At 31.5% G+C, this 20380-nt stretch carries 17 protein-coding genes; 14 read left to right on the forward strand and 3 right to left on the reverse strand.

Annotated features, from left to right (window positions below; genetic code table 11):
* The first annotated feature begins 54 nt into the window (after nt 1-54).
* The 10 genes from H0I27_RS06215 to H0I27_RS06260 all read left to right on the forward strand — a co-directional run bounded on the left by H0I27_RS06215 (nt 55) and on the right by H0I27_RS06260 (nt 9420).
* Nucleotides 55-1134 carry an esterase-like activity of phytase family protein gene (locus tag H0I27_RS06215; RefSeq protein ID WP_218732981.1) on the forward strand — a complete coding sequence of 360 codons (1080 nt, stop codon included), beginning with the start codon at nt 55-57 and terminating at the stop codon, nt 1132-1134.
* A gap of 37 nt (nt 1135-1171) precedes the next feature.
* Entirely contained in the window at nt 1172-1693 is a 522-nt protein-coding gene (locus H0I27_RS06220) for a hypothetical protein (RefSeq protein WP_218732982.1), read from the forward strand.
* 99 nt (nt 1694-1792) lie between these two features.
* Nucleotides 1793-2671 (forward strand): 4-hydroxy-tetrahydrodipicolinate synthase, encoded by an 879-nt coding sequence (gene dapA, locus H0I27_RS06225; RefSeq protein ID WP_218732983.1) that lies wholly within the window; start codon nt 1793-1795, stop codon nt 2669-2671.
* A gap of 5 nt (nt 2672-2676) precedes the next feature.
* Entirely contained in the window at nt 2677-3189 is a 513-nt protein-coding gene (locus H0I27_RS06230) for a ferritin (protein ID WP_165730085.1), read from the forward strand.
* A 238-nt stretch (nt 3190-3427) separates the two neighbouring features.
* Nucleotides 3428-4288, forward strand: a complete 861-nt coding sequence (locus H0I27_RS06235) for an outer membrane protein assembly factor BamD (RefSeq protein WP_218732984.1) — start codon at nt 3428-3430, stop codon at nt 4286-4288.
* Nucleotides 4289-4297: 9 nt separating this feature from the next.
* Nucleotides 4298-4618 (forward strand): DNA-directed RNA polymerase subunit omega, encoded by a 321-nt coding sequence (locus H0I27_RS06240; protein WP_218732985.1) that lies wholly within the window; start codon nt 4298-4300, stop codon nt 4616-4618.
* On the forward strand, nt 4618-5829 hold the full coding sequence (gene coaBC, locus H0I27_RS06245) for a bifunctional phosphopantothenoylcysteine decarboxylase/phosphopantothenate--cysteine ligase CoaBC (RefSeq protein WP_218732986.1): 1212 nt from the start codon (nt 4618-4620) through the stop codon (nt 5827-5829). The genes H0I27_RS06240 and coaBC overlap by 1 nt, the downstream gene beginning before the upstream one ends.
* An 83-nt stretch (nt 5830-5912) precedes the next feature.
* The gene (locus H0I27_RS06250; protein ID WP_218732987.1) at nt 5913-6803 is read left to right on the forward strand and encodes a DUF4835 family protein; all 891 of its coding nucleotides are present in this window, start codon (nt 5913-5915) and stop codon (nt 6801-6803) included.
* Between the two features lie 71 nt (nt 6804-6874).
* Entirely contained in the window at nt 6875-8527 is a 1653-nt protein-coding gene (gene recN / locus H0I27_RS06255) for a DNA repair protein RecN (protein WP_218732988.1), read from the forward strand.
* 86 nt (nt 8528-8613) lie between these two features.
* The gene (locus tag H0I27_RS06260) at nt 8614-9420 is read left to right on the forward strand and encodes an enoyl-ACP reductase (RefSeq protein WP_218732989.1); all 807 of its coding nucleotides are present in this window, start codon (nt 8614-8616) and stop codon (nt 9418-9420) included.
* A gap of 244 nt (nt 9421-9664) precedes the next feature.
* Here the strand turns inward: H0I27_RS06260 and H0I27_RS06265 are convergent, their stop codons facing one another.
* Nucleotides 9665-11983, reverse strand: a complete 2319-nt coding sequence (locus tag H0I27_RS06265; protein ID WP_218732990.1) for a DUF1566 domain-containing protein — start codon at nt 11981-11983, stop codon at nt 9665-9667.
* A 549-nt stretch (nt 11984-12532) separates the two neighbouring features.
* Between H0I27_RS06265 and leuC the strand changes: the two genes are divergently transcribed.
* From leuC to leuB, 4 genes are all read left to right on the forward strand, one after another.
* On the forward strand, nt 12533-13939 hold the full coding sequence (gene leuC, locus H0I27_RS06270; RefSeq protein ID WP_218732991.1) for a 3-isopropylmalate dehydratase large subunit: 1407 nt from the start codon (nt 12533-12535) through the stop codon (nt 13937-13939).
* An 11-nt stretch (nt 13940-13950) separates the two neighbouring features.
* A complete protein-coding gene (leuD, locus tag H0I27_RS06275) occupies nt 13951-14550 on the forward strand; it encodes a 3-isopropylmalate dehydratase small subunit (protein ID WP_218732992.1) in 600 nt (199 codons plus the stop codon).
* A 20-nt stretch (nt 14551-14570) separates the two neighbouring features.
* Nucleotides 14571-16091 carry an alpha-isopropylmalate synthase regulatory domain-containing protein gene (locus H0I27_RS06280; protein WP_218732993.1) on the forward strand — a complete coding sequence of 507 codons (1521 nt, stop codon included), beginning with the start codon at nt 14571-14573 and terminating at the stop codon, nt 16089-16091.
* A 111-nt stretch (nt 16092-16202) separates the two neighbouring features.
* A complete protein-coding gene (leuB, locus tag H0I27_RS06285) occupies nt 16203-17258 on the forward strand; it encodes a 3-isopropylmalate dehydrogenase (RefSeq protein ID WP_218732994.1) in 1056 nt (351 codons plus the stop codon).
* A 152-nt stretch (nt 17259-17410) separates the two neighbouring features.
* Here the strand turns inward: leuB and H0I27_RS06290 are convergent, their stop codons facing one another.
* Together H0I27_RS06290 and H0I27_RS06295 are read right to left on the reverse strand one after the other, a co-directional pair.
* Nucleotides 17411-19624 carry a DNA mismatch repair protein MutS gene (locus H0I27_RS06290; protein ID WP_218732995.1) on the reverse strand — a complete coding sequence of 738 codons (2214 nt, stop codon included), beginning with the start codon at nt 19622-19624 and terminating at the stop codon, nt 17411-17413.
* A gap of 12 nt (nt 19625-19636) precedes the next feature.
* Nucleotides 19637-20380 carry a LytTR family DNA-binding domain-containing protein gene (locus H0I27_RS06295; protein WP_218732996.1) on the reverse strand — a complete coding sequence of 248 codons (744 nt, stop codon included), beginning with the start codon at nt 20378-20380 and terminating at the stop codon, nt 19637-19639.

Consider the following 20380-nt stretch of genomic DNA (forward strand, 5'->3'; position numbering starts at 1 on the left):
TAATTGATCTTTCATTTTTTTAATTTGAAAGATCTTTTTTTCAAAATAAAAATTATGAAAAGTATTGTTTTAGGTATTTTAGGTTGTCTTGTTTTTTGTTCTTGTAAACAAGAAAAAGCAATAGAATTAAATTTTCTTGATGAATTTGTTTTAGCAGATTCCATAGCATTTCAAAACTCAATTATTGGAGGATTGTCTGGTATAGATTATGCAAACGATGCTTATTATTTTGTGGTGGATGATGCGAAAAACCCTCGTTTTTTAAAAGCAGCAATAAACATCGAACAAAATAAAATTAAGGCTGTAGATTTTAAAAAGGTTGTTTTATTAAATGATACGACAACTTCTTATTATAAAGAAAACGCTTTAGATTTAGAATCCATTTTTGTAGAAGCAGAAACCGAAGAGGTTTATTTTGTTGGTGAAGGATCTATTAATAAAGGTAAAAGTCCTACTGTTTTTAAAACAGGTTTAAACGGAAATTTTATAGAAGCTTATGAGCTTCCTAAAAACTTAAGTGATATTAAAAATATAAAACACAATGCTGTTTTTGAAGGTTCTTCTAAAAGTATTGATGGAAAAGGTTTTTGGGTAGCAATGGAAGGTCCTTTAAAAACGGATGGGGAAGATCCTTCTTTTACAAAAGCATCATCACCAATTAGAATCACGTATTTTGATAAAACATCTAAAAAAGTAACAAAGCAGTTTGCGTATCAATTAGAACATATTTCAAAACCATCCAAAGGGAATATTAATTTAAACGGATTAACATCGATCTTAGAGTATAAAGAAAATCACTTTTTTATTATTGAAAGGACGTATCAAAGCGGTTATGGTTCTTATGGGAATATTGTCAGAATTTTTGATGCAGTTATCGATAAAAAAACTACTAATGTTTTAAATATAGATGCTTTAAAAGAGTCTGATTTTATTCCGCTTGAAAAGCGTTTATTATTAAATTTTGAAGAGGTTAAAGGTCAATTAACAGAAGGAATTATAGATAACATAGAAGGTATTACATTGGGGCCAAAATTAGCCAATGGAAACCAATCTTTGCTTCTAGTTGCTGATGATAATTTTCAAGTCTATGGAAAACAATTAAATCAATTTATTTTATTAGAAATTACTGATTAATAATTTCTGTTTTTATCAAGTTAACGTATTTTAAGTAATGAATTTTTTAAAGTTAAAAGAAACCAGAATCAAAAAAAAGTTTGATAAAAACATCAAGCAAGTATCGGAAAGTAGAATTGTTTCTCAAAAGGAAATTAAATCTGTGGGTATTTTAACTACGGCAAGTATTTCTTTAGAGGTAGATTTGCAAGCAAAAATAGAAACTGTTCTAGGTCTTAAAAATGTTAAAATATATAGTTTTAAGAAAAGTGATGCTACAAAAGACACTTCCTTTAAATACTTTACACAAAAAGATATTAATTGGAAAGGGGTGTATATTGAACCTAGTTTTAAAAGTTTTTTAGAAGAACCCTTCGATTTGTTAATAGGTTATTTTAGTGAGGCTAATTTGTATTTAGAAACAGCTGTTTTACAATCTAATGCTACCTTTAAAGCTGGTTTTTCTGGAGTAAATTCTAAATTGTACGAATTAGAAGTTTCCGAGGATACAGCGCATGTAGAAGCATTTTCATCAGAACTAAAGAAATACCTTCAAATTCTTAAAAAACTAAAAAATTAAACTTTAATAATAAAGTTGTTTATTCTTGGTAAGAATTGTTTTTTTAGTGATGAAGTTCAGCATTAAATTGTAATTTTACGCCTTATAAAATACATAATAATGCAGAGATTTATTGGAACTGGAGTTGCGTTGATAACACCTTTTAAAGAAGATTTAAGTGTAGATTTTGATGCACTTGTAAAATTGGTGAATTTTAACATCGAGAACGGAACAGATTATTTAGTAATTAATGGTACAACAGCAGAAAGTGCAACTATTACTAAAGAAGAAAAACAAGAAATAATTAACGTTATTATTAAGACAAACAATAAGCGTTTGCCTTTAGTTTTAGGGGTTGGAGGTAATAATACCGCTTTAGTTATAGAAGAATTACAAACAAGAGATTTTACAGGTTTAGACGGTATACTATCTGTTGCGCCTTATTATAGTAAGCCAACACAAGAGGGTTTTTATCAGCACTTTAAAGCAATTGCTCAAGCTACAGATTTACCAATTATTTTGTATAATGTTCCTGGTAGAACTGCAAAAAATATGGAGCCTGCAACTACAATACGCTTGGCTAATGAATTTGAAAATATAGTGGGTATTAAAGAAGCAGGAAATAACCAACAACAGTATTATACGTTGTTAAAAGATAAACCAGCAGATTTTTTAATCATTTCTGGAGATGATGATATGGCTTTAGGAGTTGCCTTGGCAGGTGGTTCTGGTGTGATTTCTGTAATTGGACAAGCCTTTCCTAAAGAATTTTCTACAATGATAAATCATGGTTTACAAGGTAATAATAAAGAAGGATATGCTATTCATTATAAAATGATGGATGTTGTAGATTATATTTTTGAAGAGAATAATCCTGCAGGTATAAAAACAGTTTTACAGGAGTTAGGTCTTTGTAAAAACGATGTTCGTTTGCCTTTAGTGCAAGCAAGTGCAGAACTTCAATCTAAAATTGCTAAATTTGTAGCGAACTTTAAATAGAAAATATGTTATCACCAGTTATTGAAAAAGCATTAAACGAACAAATTAGAGTAGAAGCACAGTCTTCTCAAATATATTTGTCAATGGCTTCTTGGGCAGAAGTTTTAGGTTTTGAAGGCGTTGCACAGTTTATGTACGCACATTCAGACGAAGAAAGAATGCACATGTTAAAGTTGGTGAAATTTATAAATGAACGTGGTGGGCATGCAATAGTATCAGCATTAGATGCACCTCCGGTGGAATTTGGTGAATTTAAAGAAATGTTTCAAGAATTATTTAATCATGAAGTTCATGTTTCTGCATGTATAAATGATTTAGTAGATATTTGCCTACAAGAAAAAGATTATGCTACTCATAATTTCTTACAATGGTATGTTTCTGAACAAATAGAAGAAGAAGCATTGGCTAGAAATATCTTAGATAAAATAAAGTTAATTGGTGATGATAAAGGTGGTTTTTATCTGTTTGATAATGATATTAAACAATTAATTACTGCAGTACCACCTGTGCAACAATAATATTAACAAACTTTTAGTAACAACTAATCGCTTTTTTTGCGTCTTTTGTGTCGTTATTATATGACATAATTTATTGTCAAAAAAAGCGTTTTAGTTTCATATGTTATTCTTGATACTGTGTATTTAGAAATTTCATTGAAACAGTTATCCTAAAGTTGTTTTGGGAGCTAAAAGGGAAGAATTATTTCAGAAAAAATAAATTCTTTTATTATCCATATTTAATCACTAATTTTGCACGATGCAAAAAATTAAAAATTTAGCGTGTTTATTGATGTTCTCACTTGTATTATTTTCATGTGGAGAATATCAAAAAGTTTTAAACAAAGGTACTACGGAAGAGCAGTATAAAATGGCTGTAAAATTGTACGAAAGCAATAAGTTTAGTAAAGCTTTGCGTTTGTTTGAGAAAATAACACCAACTTATAGAGGGAAACCACAAATGGAGCGTATCCAATTTATGGTAGCACAATCTAATTTTAACGAGAAGAATTATAGTATGTCTGGTTATTATTTTGATCGTTTTGCAAAGAATTATCCGAAAAGTTCTAAGCTTGAGGAAGCAGCTTTTTTATCAGCTTATAGCTATAAATTGGCTTCTCCTAGTTTTAGTTTAGACCCAACGGATACAAATAAAGCATTGGATGCTTTTCAAAGTTTTATAAATACGTATCCAGATTCAGATAAAATAGAAGAAGCGAACCAACATTATAAAGAATTAAGGTATAAGCTTCAGAAAAAATATTTCGAAATTGCTAAAACGTATTATAGAACAGCTGAATACGATTTAAGAAATTATAAAGCGGCAATACAGGCTTTTGATAATTTATTAGCAGATTATTTAGGTTCTGAGTTTAAAGAAGAGGCATTATATTACAGGTTAAAAGCTGCACATGACTTTGTGTTAAAAAGTTATGACAGGAGAAAACTAGAACGTATAAAAGATGCAATAGATGCATACGATAAGTTAAAAAGAAATTACCCAGAATCTCAGTTTATGGAAGATTCAAATATAATGTTAGCGACCTTACAAAAAGAACAAGTAAGAATTGATGCATTGATAGCAAAACAGGTTGAAGTTCAAAATTCAAAAAAGAAATAATAATTAATTATGGATTATAAAGATACAAAGGCACCTTTAAGTACTATTACTTATAATAAGAATGAAGTAGAAGCTCCTACAGAAAATATTTATGAAGCTATTTCTATTATTGCCAAAAGAGCAAATCAAATCAACGGTGATTTAAAGAAAGAATTGGTTGATAAATTAGAAGAGTTTGCTACTTATAACGATAGTTTAGAAGAAGTTTTTGAAAATAAAGAGCAAATAGAAGTTTCTAAATTTTACGAAAGATTACCAAAACCAACAGCTATGGCTATGGAAGAATGGTTAAACGGTAAAGTTTATTTTAGAACTCCAGAAGCAGAATAATGTCTGTTTTAAGTGGTAAAAAAATTTTATTAGGAATTACTGCTGGAATTGCTGCATACAAAACGGCTGGTTTAGTCCGTTTATTTATAAAATTAGGCGCAGAGGTCAAAGTTATTATGACTCCTGCGTCTAAAGATTTTATAACACCTCTTACACTTTCCACACTTTCTAAGAACCCTGTTTATTCTACTTTTTATAATAAGGAGGATGAAGAAAATGAGCTTTGGAATAATCATGTAGATTTAGGTCTTTGGGCAGATTATATGTTAGTTGCTCCGGCAACAGCAAATACCATGTCTAAAATGACAAATGGCACTTGCGATAATTTATTATTGGCTGTCTATTTATCTGCAAAATGTCCAATCTACTTTGCACCTGCAATGGATTTAGATATGTACATCCATCCATCAACCAAAGAAAGTTTACAAAAATTAAAATCTTTTGGAAATACAATTATCCCTGCAACCTCTGGTGAGTTGGCAAGTGGTTTAGTTGGTGAAGGAAGAATGGCTGAGCCTGAAGATATTGTATCATTTATAGAAAAAGATATTTTATCTAAATTACCTTTAAAAGGTAAAAAAGTATTACTTACTGCAGGTCCAACGTATGAAGCTATAGATCCTGTTCGTTTTATAGGCAATCACTCTTCTGGTAAAATGGGGTTTGCAATTGCAGAGGCGGCAGCTAATTTAGGTGCTGAGGTTTTTTTAGTTTCTGGTCCAAGTCATCAAAAAATACAACATTCTCTAGTACATAGAGTAAATGTTATTTCTGCTGATGAAATGTACAACGCAGCTCACAAATATTTTAAAGAAGTAGATGTTGCTATTCTTTCTGCTGCAGTTGCAGATTATAGGCCAAAAAATGTAGCAACTCAAAAAATAAAAAAGACAACTTCTGCGTTAGAGATTGAGTTAGAACCAACAAAAGATATTTTAGCTTCTTTAGGTGAAATTAAAGAAAATCAATATTTAGTTGGTTTTGCATTAGAAACCAATAATGAGCTAGAAAATGCAAAAGGGAAACTAAAACGTAAGAATTTAGATGCTATCGTTTTAAATTCTTTGCAAGATAAAGGTGCCGGTTTTGCTACAGACACAAATAAAATTACTATTATTGATAAAGATTTGACTGAAAAATCATTCGAATTAAAATCTAAAGTAGAAGTAGCTAAAGATATTATGAATGAAATTGTAAAAAATATTTCTTAATATTTTTTGTCTCCTCGAGCGCAGTCGAGAGGTTTTGGTTTAGGTCCCGACTGCGCTCGACCAGACAGTAAAAAACAAAATAAATGCGTAAACTTATATTTTTTTTTCTGTTAATATTTTCAGTTTCTGTGTTAAAAGCACAAGAATTAAATTGCTTGGTTACTGTAAACTACAACCAGGTTCAAGGTTCAAATACGCAGGTTTTTAAAACACTAGAAAAATCTTTGTCAGAGTTTGTAAATCAAACTAAATGGACAAATAACGAGGTAAAACCAGAAGAGAGAATAGATTGTGCTTTTACAATAATAATTACTTCTAGAGATGAAAATAATTTTAATGCAACGATACAAGTTCAGTCTACAAGACCCGTTTTTGGATCTACCTACGCTTCACCTGTATTAAATTTAAAGGACAACGATTTCAATTTTAAATACAATGAGTTCGACCCATTAGTTTACAATAAAAACTCTTATGATAGTAATTTAATTTCTACCATTGTTTTTTATGCAAACATTGTTTTAGGAGCAGATTCAGATACTTTTAAAAGAAATGGTGGAGAATCGTCTTTTAGAGTTGCAGAGAATGTAATGTTACAAGCGCAGCAAAGTGGAATTGCTTCTTGGCAAAATGTAGTAGGAAAACAAAATAGGTTTTTATTGATTGATAGTTTTTTATCTCCAAAACTTTCTGCATACAGAACAGCTACTTATACGTATCATAGAAGAGGATTAGATGAGTTTTCTTTAAACAAAGGTATTGCCAAACAAAATATGGAAGAGGCGGTAATCTCTTTAGAAAGTATCTATAATAAAACAGTTGGTAATTATTTAATTCGTGTATTTTTTGATGCAAAATCAGATGAAATTGTAAATATGTATACAGATGATGCTACTTCTAGAAATAAAAATAGACTTGTTGAAATAGTGAAAAAAATATCTCCGAATAACAATGCTAAGTGGAAAAATATTAAGTAAAACATTCCTTATAATTATTGTTTATTCTTGATACAATTTTCCTTAATTTTAGCTTCTAAAATTTCGAGCATTTGTTAACACAACTTTCCATTAATAACTACGCATTAATCAATCACTTATCTATTGATTTTTCTTCAGGTTTATCTATTATTACAGGTGAAACAGGAGCCGGTAAATCCATACTTTTAGGTGCATTAGGTTTAGTTTTAGGTAACCGCGCAGATTTATCATCATTAAAAGATACAAGCACAAAATGTGTTGTAGAAGCTAAGGTTGCTATTGCGAATTACAATTTAGAAGATTTTTTTAACGAAGTAGACTTAGATTACGAAGCAGAAACTATTATTAGAAGAGAGATTTTACCATCTGGTAAGTCGAGAGCTTTTGTAAATGATACACCAGTGACGTTGTCTGTTTTGAATAAGTTAAGAACAAAATTGATCGATGTGCATTCTCAGCATCAAACTATAGAATTGTCTGATAACCTTTTTCAGTTTTCAATTTTAGATGCCTTAGCTCAGAATACAGCAAAAATAGCCTCTTACAAACGCGGTTTTTCTCAGTTAAGTAAATTAAAAAGAGAATTTTCTAAATTAAAAGAAGAACAGAAAGAAGCGAATCAGCAATACGAATATAACCTACATCTTTTTAAAGAATTAGAAGAAGCTAAAATTAAGGCAGAAGAACAAGATGATTTAGAGGAACGTTTAGAAAAGCTGAATAATATTGAAGATATTAAAGGTAATTTATCGGAATCGTTAGAAATTACGGTGAATGAAGAAATTGGAATTCAGAATTTGCTAAATACTTTAGAGAATCGGTTGTCTAAAATAGCAATATTCTCTAAAGAATATCAAGTATTATCAGAAAGAGTTACTTCTGTAAAGATTGAAATCGATGATATTGTTTCTGAGTTAGAAGATGCGAATGAAAATGTAGATTTTAATCCGAATGAAGCCGAAGAAATTAATGACAGATTACAATTACTATATAATTTACAGAAGAAACATACAGTAAGTAATAATGTGGAGTTACTTAAAGTTTTCGAAGAACTTTCAGAAAAAGTGGCGCAAGTAGAATCTGCAGACGAAGTAATTATTGAGAAGCAAAAGGAGATCGATGAAATTTCGATAAAACTAGATAAAGTAGCCGATTTAATTTCGAATGCAAGAACAAAGTCAATTCCTAAATTAAATAAAGAATTACAAGCTTTATTAACCGATTTAGGTATGGAAAACGCTCGTTTTTCAATTAAAATAAAGCAAACTAAAAATTATTTTGCAAACGGAAAAGATGAATTAGAATTTCTTTTTTCAGCAAACAAAGGAGGTAGTTTTGGTGAATTAAAAAAAGTAGCTTCTGGTGGAGAATTATCTAGAATTATGTTGTCTGTAAAAACAATTTTATCAGAAAACACACAATTACCAACCATAATTTTTGATGAAATTGATACTGGAGTTTCTGGTGAAGTTTCAAATAAAATAGCCGCAATTATGCAAAAAATGAGTGCTAATATGCAAGTAATTGCCATTACGCATTTACCACAAATTGCTGCAAAAGGAGCGAATCATTACAAAGTGTATAAACAGGAAGTAAAAGGAGTAACCACAACTAATTTAAAACTTTTATCTACTGATGAAAGAGTTAAAGAAATTGCAGAAATGCTAAGTGGTAAAGATATTTCCGACTCGGCTCTTACCCACGCAAAAGAATTATTGAATTAGTTTATTTAAAACTTAAAAGTTAGAGTGTCATTTTAGAATGAGTTTTTTAACCATTCAGAAATTTCATAAAACAAAAATATAATAGCATGTACAATTTACTAAAAGGAAAAAAAGGAATCATTTTTGGTGCTTTAAACGAAAATTCTATCGCTTGGAAAACAGCACAAAGAGCACATGAAGAAGGAGCAGAATTTGTGTTAACGAACGCACCTGCTTCTATTAGAATGGGTGAATTAGATGTTTTAGCAAAGAACACAAATTCTCAAATTATTCCTGCAGATGCAACTTCAATTGAAGATTTAGAAAACTTGATAGAAAAATCTATGGAGATTCTAGGCGGTAAAATAGACTTTGTTTTGCACTCTATTGGTATGTCTGTAAATGTTAGAAAAAAGAAAGCGTACACAGATCCAAATTACGATTTCACTCAAAAAGGGTGGGATGTTTCTGCGGTTTCGTTTCACAAAGTTTTAAATGTTTTGTATCATAAAAAAGCCATGAAAGAATGGGGTTCTATCGTTGCCTTAACCTATATGGCAGCGCAAAGAGTCTTTCCAGATTATAATGATATGGCAGATAATAAAGCTTATTTAGAGTCTATTGCACGTAGTTTTGGCTACTATTTCGGTCGTGATTTTAAAGTTCGAGTAAACACCATTTCTCAATCTCCAACACCAACAACTGCCGGAAATGGCGTAAAAGGTTTCGACGGATTTATCAATTTTTCAGAAAAAATGAGTCCGTTAGGAAATGCTTCTGCAGCCGATTGTGCAGATTATACCATTTCGCTATTTTCAGATTTAACAAAGAAAGTAACGTTGCAAAATTTATTTCACGATGGTGGATTTTCTAACATGGGGGTAAGTGATGCTGTTATGGACAAATTTGAGTAAACATATTGTCAATCTAAATGTACTCTAGATTGACAGTATATAAAGTGTTTTTATTTGAAGCTATTTCCTGCTTTCCGCACTCGCTTTTTTTAGTTTGTTCTCGATGCAAATTTTTCATTCTTCAAAATTCACTCGATTCCAAACTAAAAAAGAGCTCAAACAATTGCTACAATCAGGGCTAAACTTGTTTGACAATACATAGAAAACGTAGTGTTAAATAGTCTTTTTTTTGAGCGAATCGTTTTTATCTATTTCCTCTTTTGCTCATTTCATCTTCAGTAAGATAACCATCGTTGTTTTTATCCCTTTGATCAAAATTTTCTTTCAATTTCCCTTTAACTTCAGACCTACTTAGTTTATGATCTTTATTCGAATCCATTTTTGTTAACAGTTCAGAAAAAGATGGAGGTGTATTGTTGCTGTTATTGTTTCTTTGAGTAGGTTTTTGTCTATTTTGTGTGGTAGTTTTTTTTGTTTGTGGCGTTGTAATTTTGGTATTTATTTTAGTGGTAGGTGTTATATCTCTAACGGCTCTTACGTAATTATAAACGTATCTTACATCACCTTGAGGACCAAAATATTCAGGGTAATTTTCTTTAAAACCGCTCTTAGGATCACTTCTTTGTGCACCTGCACCGTGTACATCCATTATTTCATTTCTCATTTTTCCTTGAGATTCTCCAAAAGCAATATACACAGCTCCTGCATTGGGGTTTTTACCATCTAAATGTGTGGTGCTTGTCCAAAAATAAGGATATTGTTTTTTACCATTTGGGTCTTTAATTTCGGTAGTTTCAAAAAGAGGGTTAATAGCCGCAGAATTGGTAGTTTGTGGTGAACGATTATAATCTACAATACTTTGTAATTCTTTAGCATTGGGCAAACGCCAATCAGCATAATTAGTGAGGTTTAAATTTTCCGCATAACTTAAAGCATCTTCCCAATTTCTATCAATACCATCATCGGCTTTTTGCCACATTAAACCCGTAGCATAATCACTTACAGTACCATCTTTATTGTCTATAAAATTATTTTTTCCATAATCGGTATTTCCACGTACCAAACGAAAATACATTTTGTTATCAGTACCCGTTCTAGGTTGGTCTTTCGGATAGCCTTTTATTCTACCATCAACAAAATTAACACCAAATATAGTTTCATTATTTTTCATGGTGCGTCCAACATATTCAGTAGATGACCAAGTTTGTGCATCAATTTCTCGCTCGTTATTTTGAGTGTTTCCTAAAGGCTGTTTAAAATAATTGGTGTCTATAAATAGTTCTATAGCAGTAGCTCCTTTTACTTTTCCTGTAAATAATATCAACGAATACAACTCTTTAAGAGTAGGAACTCTCCAATCATTATAACCACCCAATTTAGAGTTCTTCGCTTTTAAAACAGCTTCGTTAAGCGTCATTTTAGTTCCCATATCTTGTTCCCAAACTAATCCTGTAACAGTATCTGTTATCGTACCATCTCCGTTATTAATATATGAAGGCTGATTGCCGTTATAGTTGGCATCTTGTCCGTAGAAAGAAACTCCTTTTGTAGGTGTAGTAATTTCGGCACTGTCAGAATAAGAATCCTTTATACCGGTGTCTACAATTGGGTAGCTTACTTTTAAATTAGAAGGCTGGTTTACAGTACTGTTTTCTGTGTAAGGTAAAACCATCAAGTCTTTTCCGTAGAGCACGTTGCCCGAATAGTTTTCACGTATGGCTGCCGTTGTAGCTTCTTCATCTACATCTGTAAAGTTAAAATGGGTCAAGACTAAATTTTTTACGTTCGCTTCTTTTGCCATTTGTGAGCTTTCAGACAAGTTAACGTGTGCGTGTTCTTTTGTATTATTGGTTTTACGGTTTCTGTTGTTGTTACTTTTACCCGTTTTTCTTTTTGAACCTAAGGCAATGGCTCCACCAGAATCCATTATTAAATAATCGGCATTTTTAGCCAAAATAGGTAAGGTTTTAGAATAGGTTAAATCTCCAGAAATTACAATGGATTCGTTGCCAACATCAAAACGATAGGCGAGTGTAGCAATGGCATGTTTTACTGGTGTGTAAGAAATTTTAATATCTCCAATAGTAAAAGTGTTGTTTCCTGTTAAGTTTTTAGCGGTGTAATTCGCAGTGGCATCACTTAGAATTCTTCCAGATTTTGATAATCGATACGCAATATCTTCTTCATAACTTTCTAAGATATTATCAATAGTTAAAGTGGTTTGTTTTGGACCAGCAATAATGGTTTTATTTCGTCCAAGAAGCGATTGTATAAAAATAGGGGTAAATTCCTCATTATGGTCTAAATGATGATGTGTGAAAAGTAAGCCATCTAAGTCCTTAATTTTTGTATTTATCTTGTTTAGATTGGCTTGGGTTCCATTTCCCATATCTACCAAGATCTGTGTGTTTTTGTAGCTGATTAATACTGAAGGACCAGAGCGTTCTGTATTAAATTTTGGCGATCCAGAGCCAATAATTGTTGCCGTTAAATGGTCATTGTTTTCTTGAGCGAATAGTTGTATTCCTATAAAAAATAGCAGGAAAGCGAAGTGTCTTTTCATTGTATACCTTTTGTTTCTTTGACACGTACTTTTCTTAATGGTTTAATTGAAAGTAATAAAAATAGGGATATTTAAAATGATTCGGAGGTTTTACGGTCTGAACATGATAATGGAATAAAAAGTAGCTTTATAGAAGAATAAAATAAGCCTAGATTTTTTTGTTTATTTTTTCATCAATGGAATAAAGAAAATAGTAAAAGAGAAGATTTCTCGTCATTCATACGTTGTTCTATCGAAATGACAATAGGTCTTATTTTACGCGTAGTTTGTTATGCTGAAAGAGTCATGAGTAGAGGTTTATTTTAAGATTTTAATAAACATTTTAGCACTTTTATAGAATTAAAATTAAAGAGTTTTTATAAAAAATGAATACCCTATAAAATAAATAGACATCGTATTTTTAAATAGGTTAATTGATTGTTTATCAGTGATGTGAGAAAAGGTTTAACAGTTGGGTATAATGTTTGAAAATATTAACAAGAGCTTAAAGCAGAATATATTCTTATTTTTGGTAGCTGATTATCATTTAAATAATTAAAGAACAAACAAATGGCAAATACATTATTTGACAAAGTATGGGATTCACACGTTGTTCGTCAAGTTAAAGACGGACCAGATGTGTTTTTTATAGATCGTCATTTTATTCACGAAGTTACTAGTCCTGTAGCTTTCTTAGGATTAGAAAGTAGAGGAAACAGTGTTGTATATCCTGAGCGTACATTCGCAACGGCAGATCACAACACCCCAACCATAAATCAACATTTACCTGTAGAAGATCCTTTATCTGCAAATCAGTTAGATGCTTTAGAAAGAAATGCAAAAAAGCATGGTATTTCTCACTGGGGATTAGGAGATCTTAATAACGGAATTGTACACGTTGTAGGTCCTGAAAACGGAATTACGTTACCTGGAGCAACTATTGTTTGTGGAGACTCTCATACATCTACACATGGTGCTTTTGGTGCTATTGCCTTTGGTATTGGTACTTCGGAAGTAGAAATGGTATTGTCTACACAATGTATTATGCAGCCAAAACCTAAAGCGATGCGTATTAACGTAAACGGTAAATTAGGTTTAGGAGTTACTGCAAAAGATGTTGCTTTATACATTATTGCAAAACAAACTACTTCTGGTGCAACAGGTTATTTTGTTGAATATGCAGGAGATGTTTTTGAAGATATGTCTATGGAAGGTCGTATGACTGTGTGTAACTTATCTATTGAGATGGGAGCACGTGGAGGTATGATTGCTCCGGATGCTAAAACATACGAGTATTTAAAAGGGCGTGCTCAAACTCCTAAGGGAGCAGATTGGGACAAGGCTATGAAATATTGGGAAACTTTATATACAGAAGAAGGAGCAGAATTTGATGTTGAGTTTAATTACGATGCAGCTGATATTGAGCCAATGATTACGTATGGTACAAACCCAGGAATGGGAATGGGCGTTACTAAATCAATTCCTACTGCAGAAAGTTTAGAAGGTGGTGTAGAAACTTATAAAAAATCATTAGGATATATGTCTTTTAACGAAGGTGATTCTATGATTGGTAAAGAAATTGACTTTGTATTTTTAGGTTCTTGTACAAACGGACGTATAGAAGACTTTAGAGGATTCTGTTCTATTGTAAAAGGAAGACAAAAAGCACCTAATGTTACGGCTTGGTTAGTACCAGGATCACATAAAGTAGTAGATCAAATTAAAGCAGAAGGTTTAGATAAAATTATTACAGACGCAGGTTTTGTTTTAAGAGAACCAGGTTGTTCGGCTTGTTTGGCAATGAATGATGATAAAGTTCCTTCAGGAAAATTATCTGTTTCAACATCAAACAGAAACTTCGAAGGAAGACAAGGACCAGGATCTAGAACTTTATTAGCCTCTCCTTTAGTTGCTGCAGCATCTGCAGTAAATGGAGTTGTAACGGATCCAAGAACAATTTTAAACGCTAACGCTTAATAAAGAAAAACATGGCTTACGATAAATTTGACGTACTAACAAGTACAGCATATCCTTTACCTACAGAAAATGTAGATACAGATCAAATAATTCCTGCTCGTTTCTTAAAAGCAACTGAGCGTGTAGATTTTGATGTCAATTTTTTCCGTGATTGGAGATTTGAACAAGACGGAACACCTAAAGCAGATTTTCCTTTAAACAAAGAAATTTATGCCGGTTCTAAAATATTAGTAGGAGGTAGAAACTTTGGTTCTGGTTCTTCTAGAGAGCATGCAGCTTGGTCTGTGTACGATTTTGGTTTACGTTGTGTAATTTCATCTGCATTTGCAGATATCTTTAAAAACAACTGTTTAAATGTAGGGGTTTTACCTGTGCAAGTTTCTGCAGCATTTGCAGATACATTATTTGCTGCAATTATGGCAGATCCTAAAACAGAAATTAAAGTAGATTTACCTAACCAAACAGTAACTTTAATTGCTACAGGTGAATCTGAATCTTTTGTAATTAATACCTACAAAAAAGACAATATGTTAAACGGTTTTGATGATATTGATTACTTAAAAAACATCGAAAACGAAATTTCTGCTTTTGCTGAAACAAGACCATTTTAAGAATACTTTTTAGGTTGAATATGGCTAAAAGAAAGATTGAAATAATGGATACGACACTACGTGATGGAGAACAAACATCAGGAGTGTCGTTTTCAGTTTCCGAAAAATTAACAATCGCAAAATTACTTTTAGAAGAATTAAAAGTAGATCGTTTAGAAATAGCATCTGCAAGAGTTTCTGAAGGAGAATTAGAAGCTGTTAAAAAAATAACTTCTTGGGCTTCTGAACAAAATTGTTTAGATAAAATAGAAGTATTAACTTTTGTTGATGGAGGAAAATCTATCGATTGGATGCTAGATGCTGGAGCTAAAGTTCAGAATTTATTAACCAAAGGATCTTTAAACCACTTAACACATCAACTTAAAAAAACGCCAGCACAACATTTTGCAGATATTAAAGCAAATATTGAGGCGGCTGCTACGCATAACATTAAAACCAATGTCTATTTAGAAGATTGGTCTAACGGAATGCGTACTTCTAAAGAATACGTTTTTGAATATTTAGATTTCTTAACAGTTCAAAATATAGAACGTGTTTTATTACCAGATACTTTAGGAGTTTTAACACACGATGAAACTTTTAAATTCATTTCTGAAGTTAGAGAAAAATACCCAACAACTCATTTCGATTTTCATGGTCATAATGATTATGATTTAGGAGTTGCCAATGTTATGGAAGCTATAAAAGCAGGTGCAAATGGTTTGCATTTAACCATAAATGGGATGGGAGAACGTGCAGGAAATGCACCAATGGCAAGTGTTATTGCTGTAATTAATGATTTTTTAAAGGATGTAAAAATCACTGTTAATGAAAAAGCATTAAATAAAGTTAGTAAGCTTGTAGAAACCTTTTCTGGTTTTCGTATTCCTGTAAACAAACCTGTTGTAGGTGCAAATGTTTTTACGCAAACTGCCGGAATTCATGCAGATGGAGACAATAAAAACAACCTGTATTTTAATGATTTAATGCCAGAACGTTTTGGTAGAAAACGAAAATATGCATTAGGAAAAACATCTGGAAAGGCAAATATTCAGAAGAATTTACAAGATTTAGGTCTGAGTTTAAATGATGAAGAGCTAAGGAAAGTTACCCAAAGAATTATTGAATTAGGCGACAAAAAAGAAGTCGTTTCTCAAGAAGATTTACCTTATATTATTTCTGATGTTTTAGACAGTAATGCTATAGAAAAGCGCGTTGTTGTAGAAAATTATGTTTTAGGACATGCAAAAGGAATGAAACCATCTACCACTTTACAATTAAGAGTAGAAGGCGTACAATATGAAGCACATGCACAAGGAGACGGGCAGTTTGATGCCTTTATGAATGCTTTGCGTAAATTGTATAAAAAACATAGTAAAAGGGATTTACCGGCTTTAATTGATTATGCGGTAAGAATTCCTCCGGGAAGTAATTCTGATGCTTTGTGTGAAACAATTATCACTTGGAAATTAGAAGAAAAAGAATTTATTACTCGTGGATTAGATTCAGATCAAACAGTATCTGCAATTAAATCCACTGAGAAAATGTTGAATATTATTTAAAAAATGTCATTTGCTATTAGCAGTTTGCTATTAGCTAAAAAATAAATTAATTAAATTATCTGCTGTTTATTGAGCCAACGGCCAATAGCGAACAGCTAAAAGCTTAAACACATGAAATTAAATATCGCATTATTAGCAGGAGACGGAATAGGACCTGAAGTAATTGATCAAGCAGTAAAAGTATCTGATGCAATTGCTAAGAAATTTAACCACGAAATTACTTGGAATCCAGCTTTAACCGGTGCTGCTGCTATTGATGCAGTTGGAGAACCTTATCCAGATGCAACACATGATATTTGTGTCGCTTCAGATGCTGTTTTGTTTGGTGCAATTGGGCATCCTAAGTATGATAATGATCCTTCTGCAACGGTTCGTCCAGAACAAGGTTTGTTAAAAATGCGTAAAAAATTAGGTTTGTTTGCAAATGTAAGACCAACGTTTACGTTTCCTTCTTTGTTAGATAAATCTCCTTTAAAAAGAGAAAGAATAGAAGGAACTGATTTGGTTTTTTTACGTGAATTAACTGGAGGGATTTACTTTGGTGAAAAAGGTAGAAGAGACGAGGGAGAAACTGCATTTGACAATTGTGTATACACAAGAGCTGAGGTTCAAAGATTGGCTGTAAAAGGTTTTGAATTGGCAATGACTCGTTCTAAGAAATTATGTTGTGTAGATAAAGCAAACGTTTTAGAAACATCTCGTTTATGGAGAGAAACGGTACAGGCTATGGAAAAAGATTATCCAGAAGTTGAAGTTTCTTATGAATTTGTAGATGCAGTTGCAATGCGTTTGGTACAATGGCCAAATAGTTATGACGTACTAATTACTGAAAACTTATTTGGAGATATTTTAACGGATGAAGCTTCTGTAATTTCTGGTTCTATGGGATTAATGCCTTCTGCTTCTGTAGGAACTGAGAATGCTTTATTTGAGCCAATACACGGTTCTTATCCGCAAGCAACAGGTTTAAATATAGCAAACCCAATGGCTACTGTTTTATCTGCAGCAATGATGTTTGAAAATTTTGGTTTACAAGAAGAAGGAAAAGCAATTAGAGCGGCTGTTAATAAAGCTTTAGAAGCAGGTTTTGTAACAGAAGATTTAGCAGACGGAGGAAAATCTTACGGAACACAAGAAGTAGGAGACTGGTTAGCTAAAAATATCTAGGATTATTTATATCCGTTAGAGCTCAGTTTAAAACTTATTGAGGTTTTAAAACTTTAAACAAGTTATTCTTCTTTACGCAACGAGACAAAAAGTACATATATAAAAAAAGGTTCGCAATTTGCGAACCTTTTTTAGTTTTAAAATGTATGTTATTATTTTGTTTTTTTAGCTCGTTTTACTAACTCCAGTTTGTCTGTAGTTGTTTTTGTGGTAAAGAAACCATAATTAATAGTTACTTTTTTCTTATCAATTTTATCGATTGTACCTACAGAGTTCGAGCCAATAACTTTTACACTATCATCAATTTGATAAATGTACTCAGATTTTTCTTTGGCTATTTTAGCTTCTTCTATTTTCTTTTCTTTTCTAACTTCTACAACTTTTTGTAATACTTCTTTTTCTACTTTTTTAATAATTTCTTGCTGTTGTTTTTCTGCAACTTTAGCTTTTTGTTTTTGCGCTTTGGTTTTAGGTGCCAAAGGTTTTTTCATTACTTGTTTTACCTTTAAATCTGCAACCCATTTATTAAAATTAGTATTTAATTCCTTTTTATTATTAGTTTGAAAGTATTTATTAAGCAGTTCATTTGTTTTTCTACCTAAAGAAAGCATTCTTTGGTTTTGATCATACAGTTCTTGAAAACCAGATAATTTATCTTGAACACGTTGTTCTTTTTCCTGTAAATTATCTAAATGTTCTTGCCCTTTAAATTTTTGTTGTTCTAAATTATCAGAATGTTTTTGCAATCTATTACGTTCTTTTTGAAGCTTAGAAATCGTTTTATCTAAACGTACTTTCTCTGTCTCAACACGTTTTTTAGCTTTATTGATAATACTAAACGGAATTCCGTTTTTCTGAGCAACTTCAAACGTAAAAGAACTACCTGCTTGTCCTATAAATAACCTATAAAGCGGTTCTAAAGTACGTTCATCAAACTGCATGTTTGCGTTGGTAACATTCTCTAATTCGTTTGCCAATACCTTTAAGTTGGAGTAGTGGGTGGTTATAATCCCGAAGGCTTTTTTATAATAAAATTCTTCTAAGAAAATCTCTGCCAAAGCACCACCTAATTCAGGATCTGAACCCGTACCAAATTCATCAATTAAAAATAAGGTGTTTGCGCCACATTTACGTAAAAAATTACGCATGTTTTTTAAACGATAACTATACGTACTAAGTTGATTTTCTATGGATTGATTATCTCCAATATCAGTTAGAACGGTATCGAAAATATATGTTTGACTGCGCTCATCAACAGGAATTAAAATACCACTTTGCAGCATTATTTGCAATAAACCAATGGTTTTTAAAGTGATACTTTTTCCACCAGCATTAGGACCCGAAATAACAATAATTTGCTGTTTTTCGTTCAGTTCTATACTTTGAGAAATGGTAGGTAAATCTTGTTTTTTATTTTTTCTCCATAATATGGGATGATATGCGTTCTTGAAGAATATTTTTTTCTCTCTAGTTATTTTAGGCAAAACGGCATTCATTTCTACGGCGTATTTTGCTTTTGCTCCAACTACATCAATATGGATTAAAAAAGAAAGGTATTCTTCTAATAAATAAACATAAGGACGAACAGTAGCAGATAATGCACGTAAAATCTTTACAATTTCTTGCTTTTCATCATAAATTAAATTTTGATATTCTCTAGAGTATGCAAGTGTTGCTTGTGGTGCAATATAAACGATGTTACCAGATTTTGAAGAACCTAATAAACTACCTGCAACTTTTTTTCTGTGCATAGCAGAAACTGCTAAAACTCGCTGATTGTCTACAACGGTTTCTTTTATATCATCTAAATGACCCGCAGAAATAGCTCTAGATAAAGCACTAGAAAAACTCGCACCAATTTTTCCACGTACATTATTAATGTCTTTTCTTATTTGTCTTAAAGCGTCTGAAGCATTATTTTTTACTTCACCAGAAATATCAATAATTTTTTTGATTTCATCATCTATAAAAGTAGTGAATTCAATTTCTTGTGAAAGTTCGAAAAAAGTAGGGAATTGCACATTAAATTTCTTGAAAAACTTAATCAATTCGTTTACAGTTAAAGAAGTAGTGGAAATTTTTAAAAATGCATCGGTTTCTACAAAGCTATTTTCTATAGCCAAACGTTTTACATTTTCTGTAATATTATCGAAACTATGGTTAGGAATTCTATTTTCACTTTCAAAAGAAGAAACGTATTCGTTTACCAAATACAACTCTTTAAAAAGTGCTCTTTTATTAATGATAGGTTCAATTTCAGTAACCTGTTCTTTACCCAAACCAGAAATACAATGTTCTGCAACATGTTGTAAAACTGTAGAAAATTCTAAATCTTGTAATGTCTTGGATGATATATTATTGTTCAAAAAAAGTCGATTTTATTGCGAACACAAATCTATAAATTCTTTTCGTTTGGTTTTAGAAACTGGCACTCTTTTTTTGTTCTCTAATATTATATATCCTTCATTCTCAAAATGACGCACTTTTTCTAGGTTTATAATGTGAGATTTATGGCATTTGTAGAAGAAGTTATTCATCATCTTTTCATACTTCCCTATATTATAAGAGCTTACGATTTCTGTGTTGTCTATAAGATGAATCTTGGTATAACCGTCAAATCCTTCTATATGTATCACTTCTTTTTGAGGAATAAAAGAAACACCTTTAATAGTTGGTATAATTAACTTGTTTGAGTTAGAATTTGTTTCTGCAATAAACTGTAAAAGGTTTGCATTTTTTTCGTTCTCGTGTTTTAAAGTGATACTTTCTTTTGCTTTATGAACAGCTTTTATTAAATCATCATCATCTATTGGTTTTAAGATATAACCAATAGCACATTTTTTAAAGGCTTCTATAGCATATTCGCTAAAAGCGGTGACAAAAATTACTTGAAAATTGATTTCTCTTAATTTAGATAACAATTCAAAACCATCAATTCGGGGCATTTCTACATCTAAAAATAAAATATCAGGTTGTTGTTTTTTGATGTTGGAAATTGCTTCTTCTGGTTTTTGGTAGGTACCAATGATGGTTATATCTGGAAACAAATTGGCCATCTTTTTCTCCAATCCTTTTAGGTTAGAAATTTCATCATCAACAATAATAGCAGTGATTGTATTCAT

Source organism: Polaribacter sp. HaHaR_3_91, from assembly GCF_019278525.1.
Lineage (GTDB): Bacteria > Bacteroidota > Bacteroidia > Flavobacteriales > Flavobacteriaceae > Polaribacter.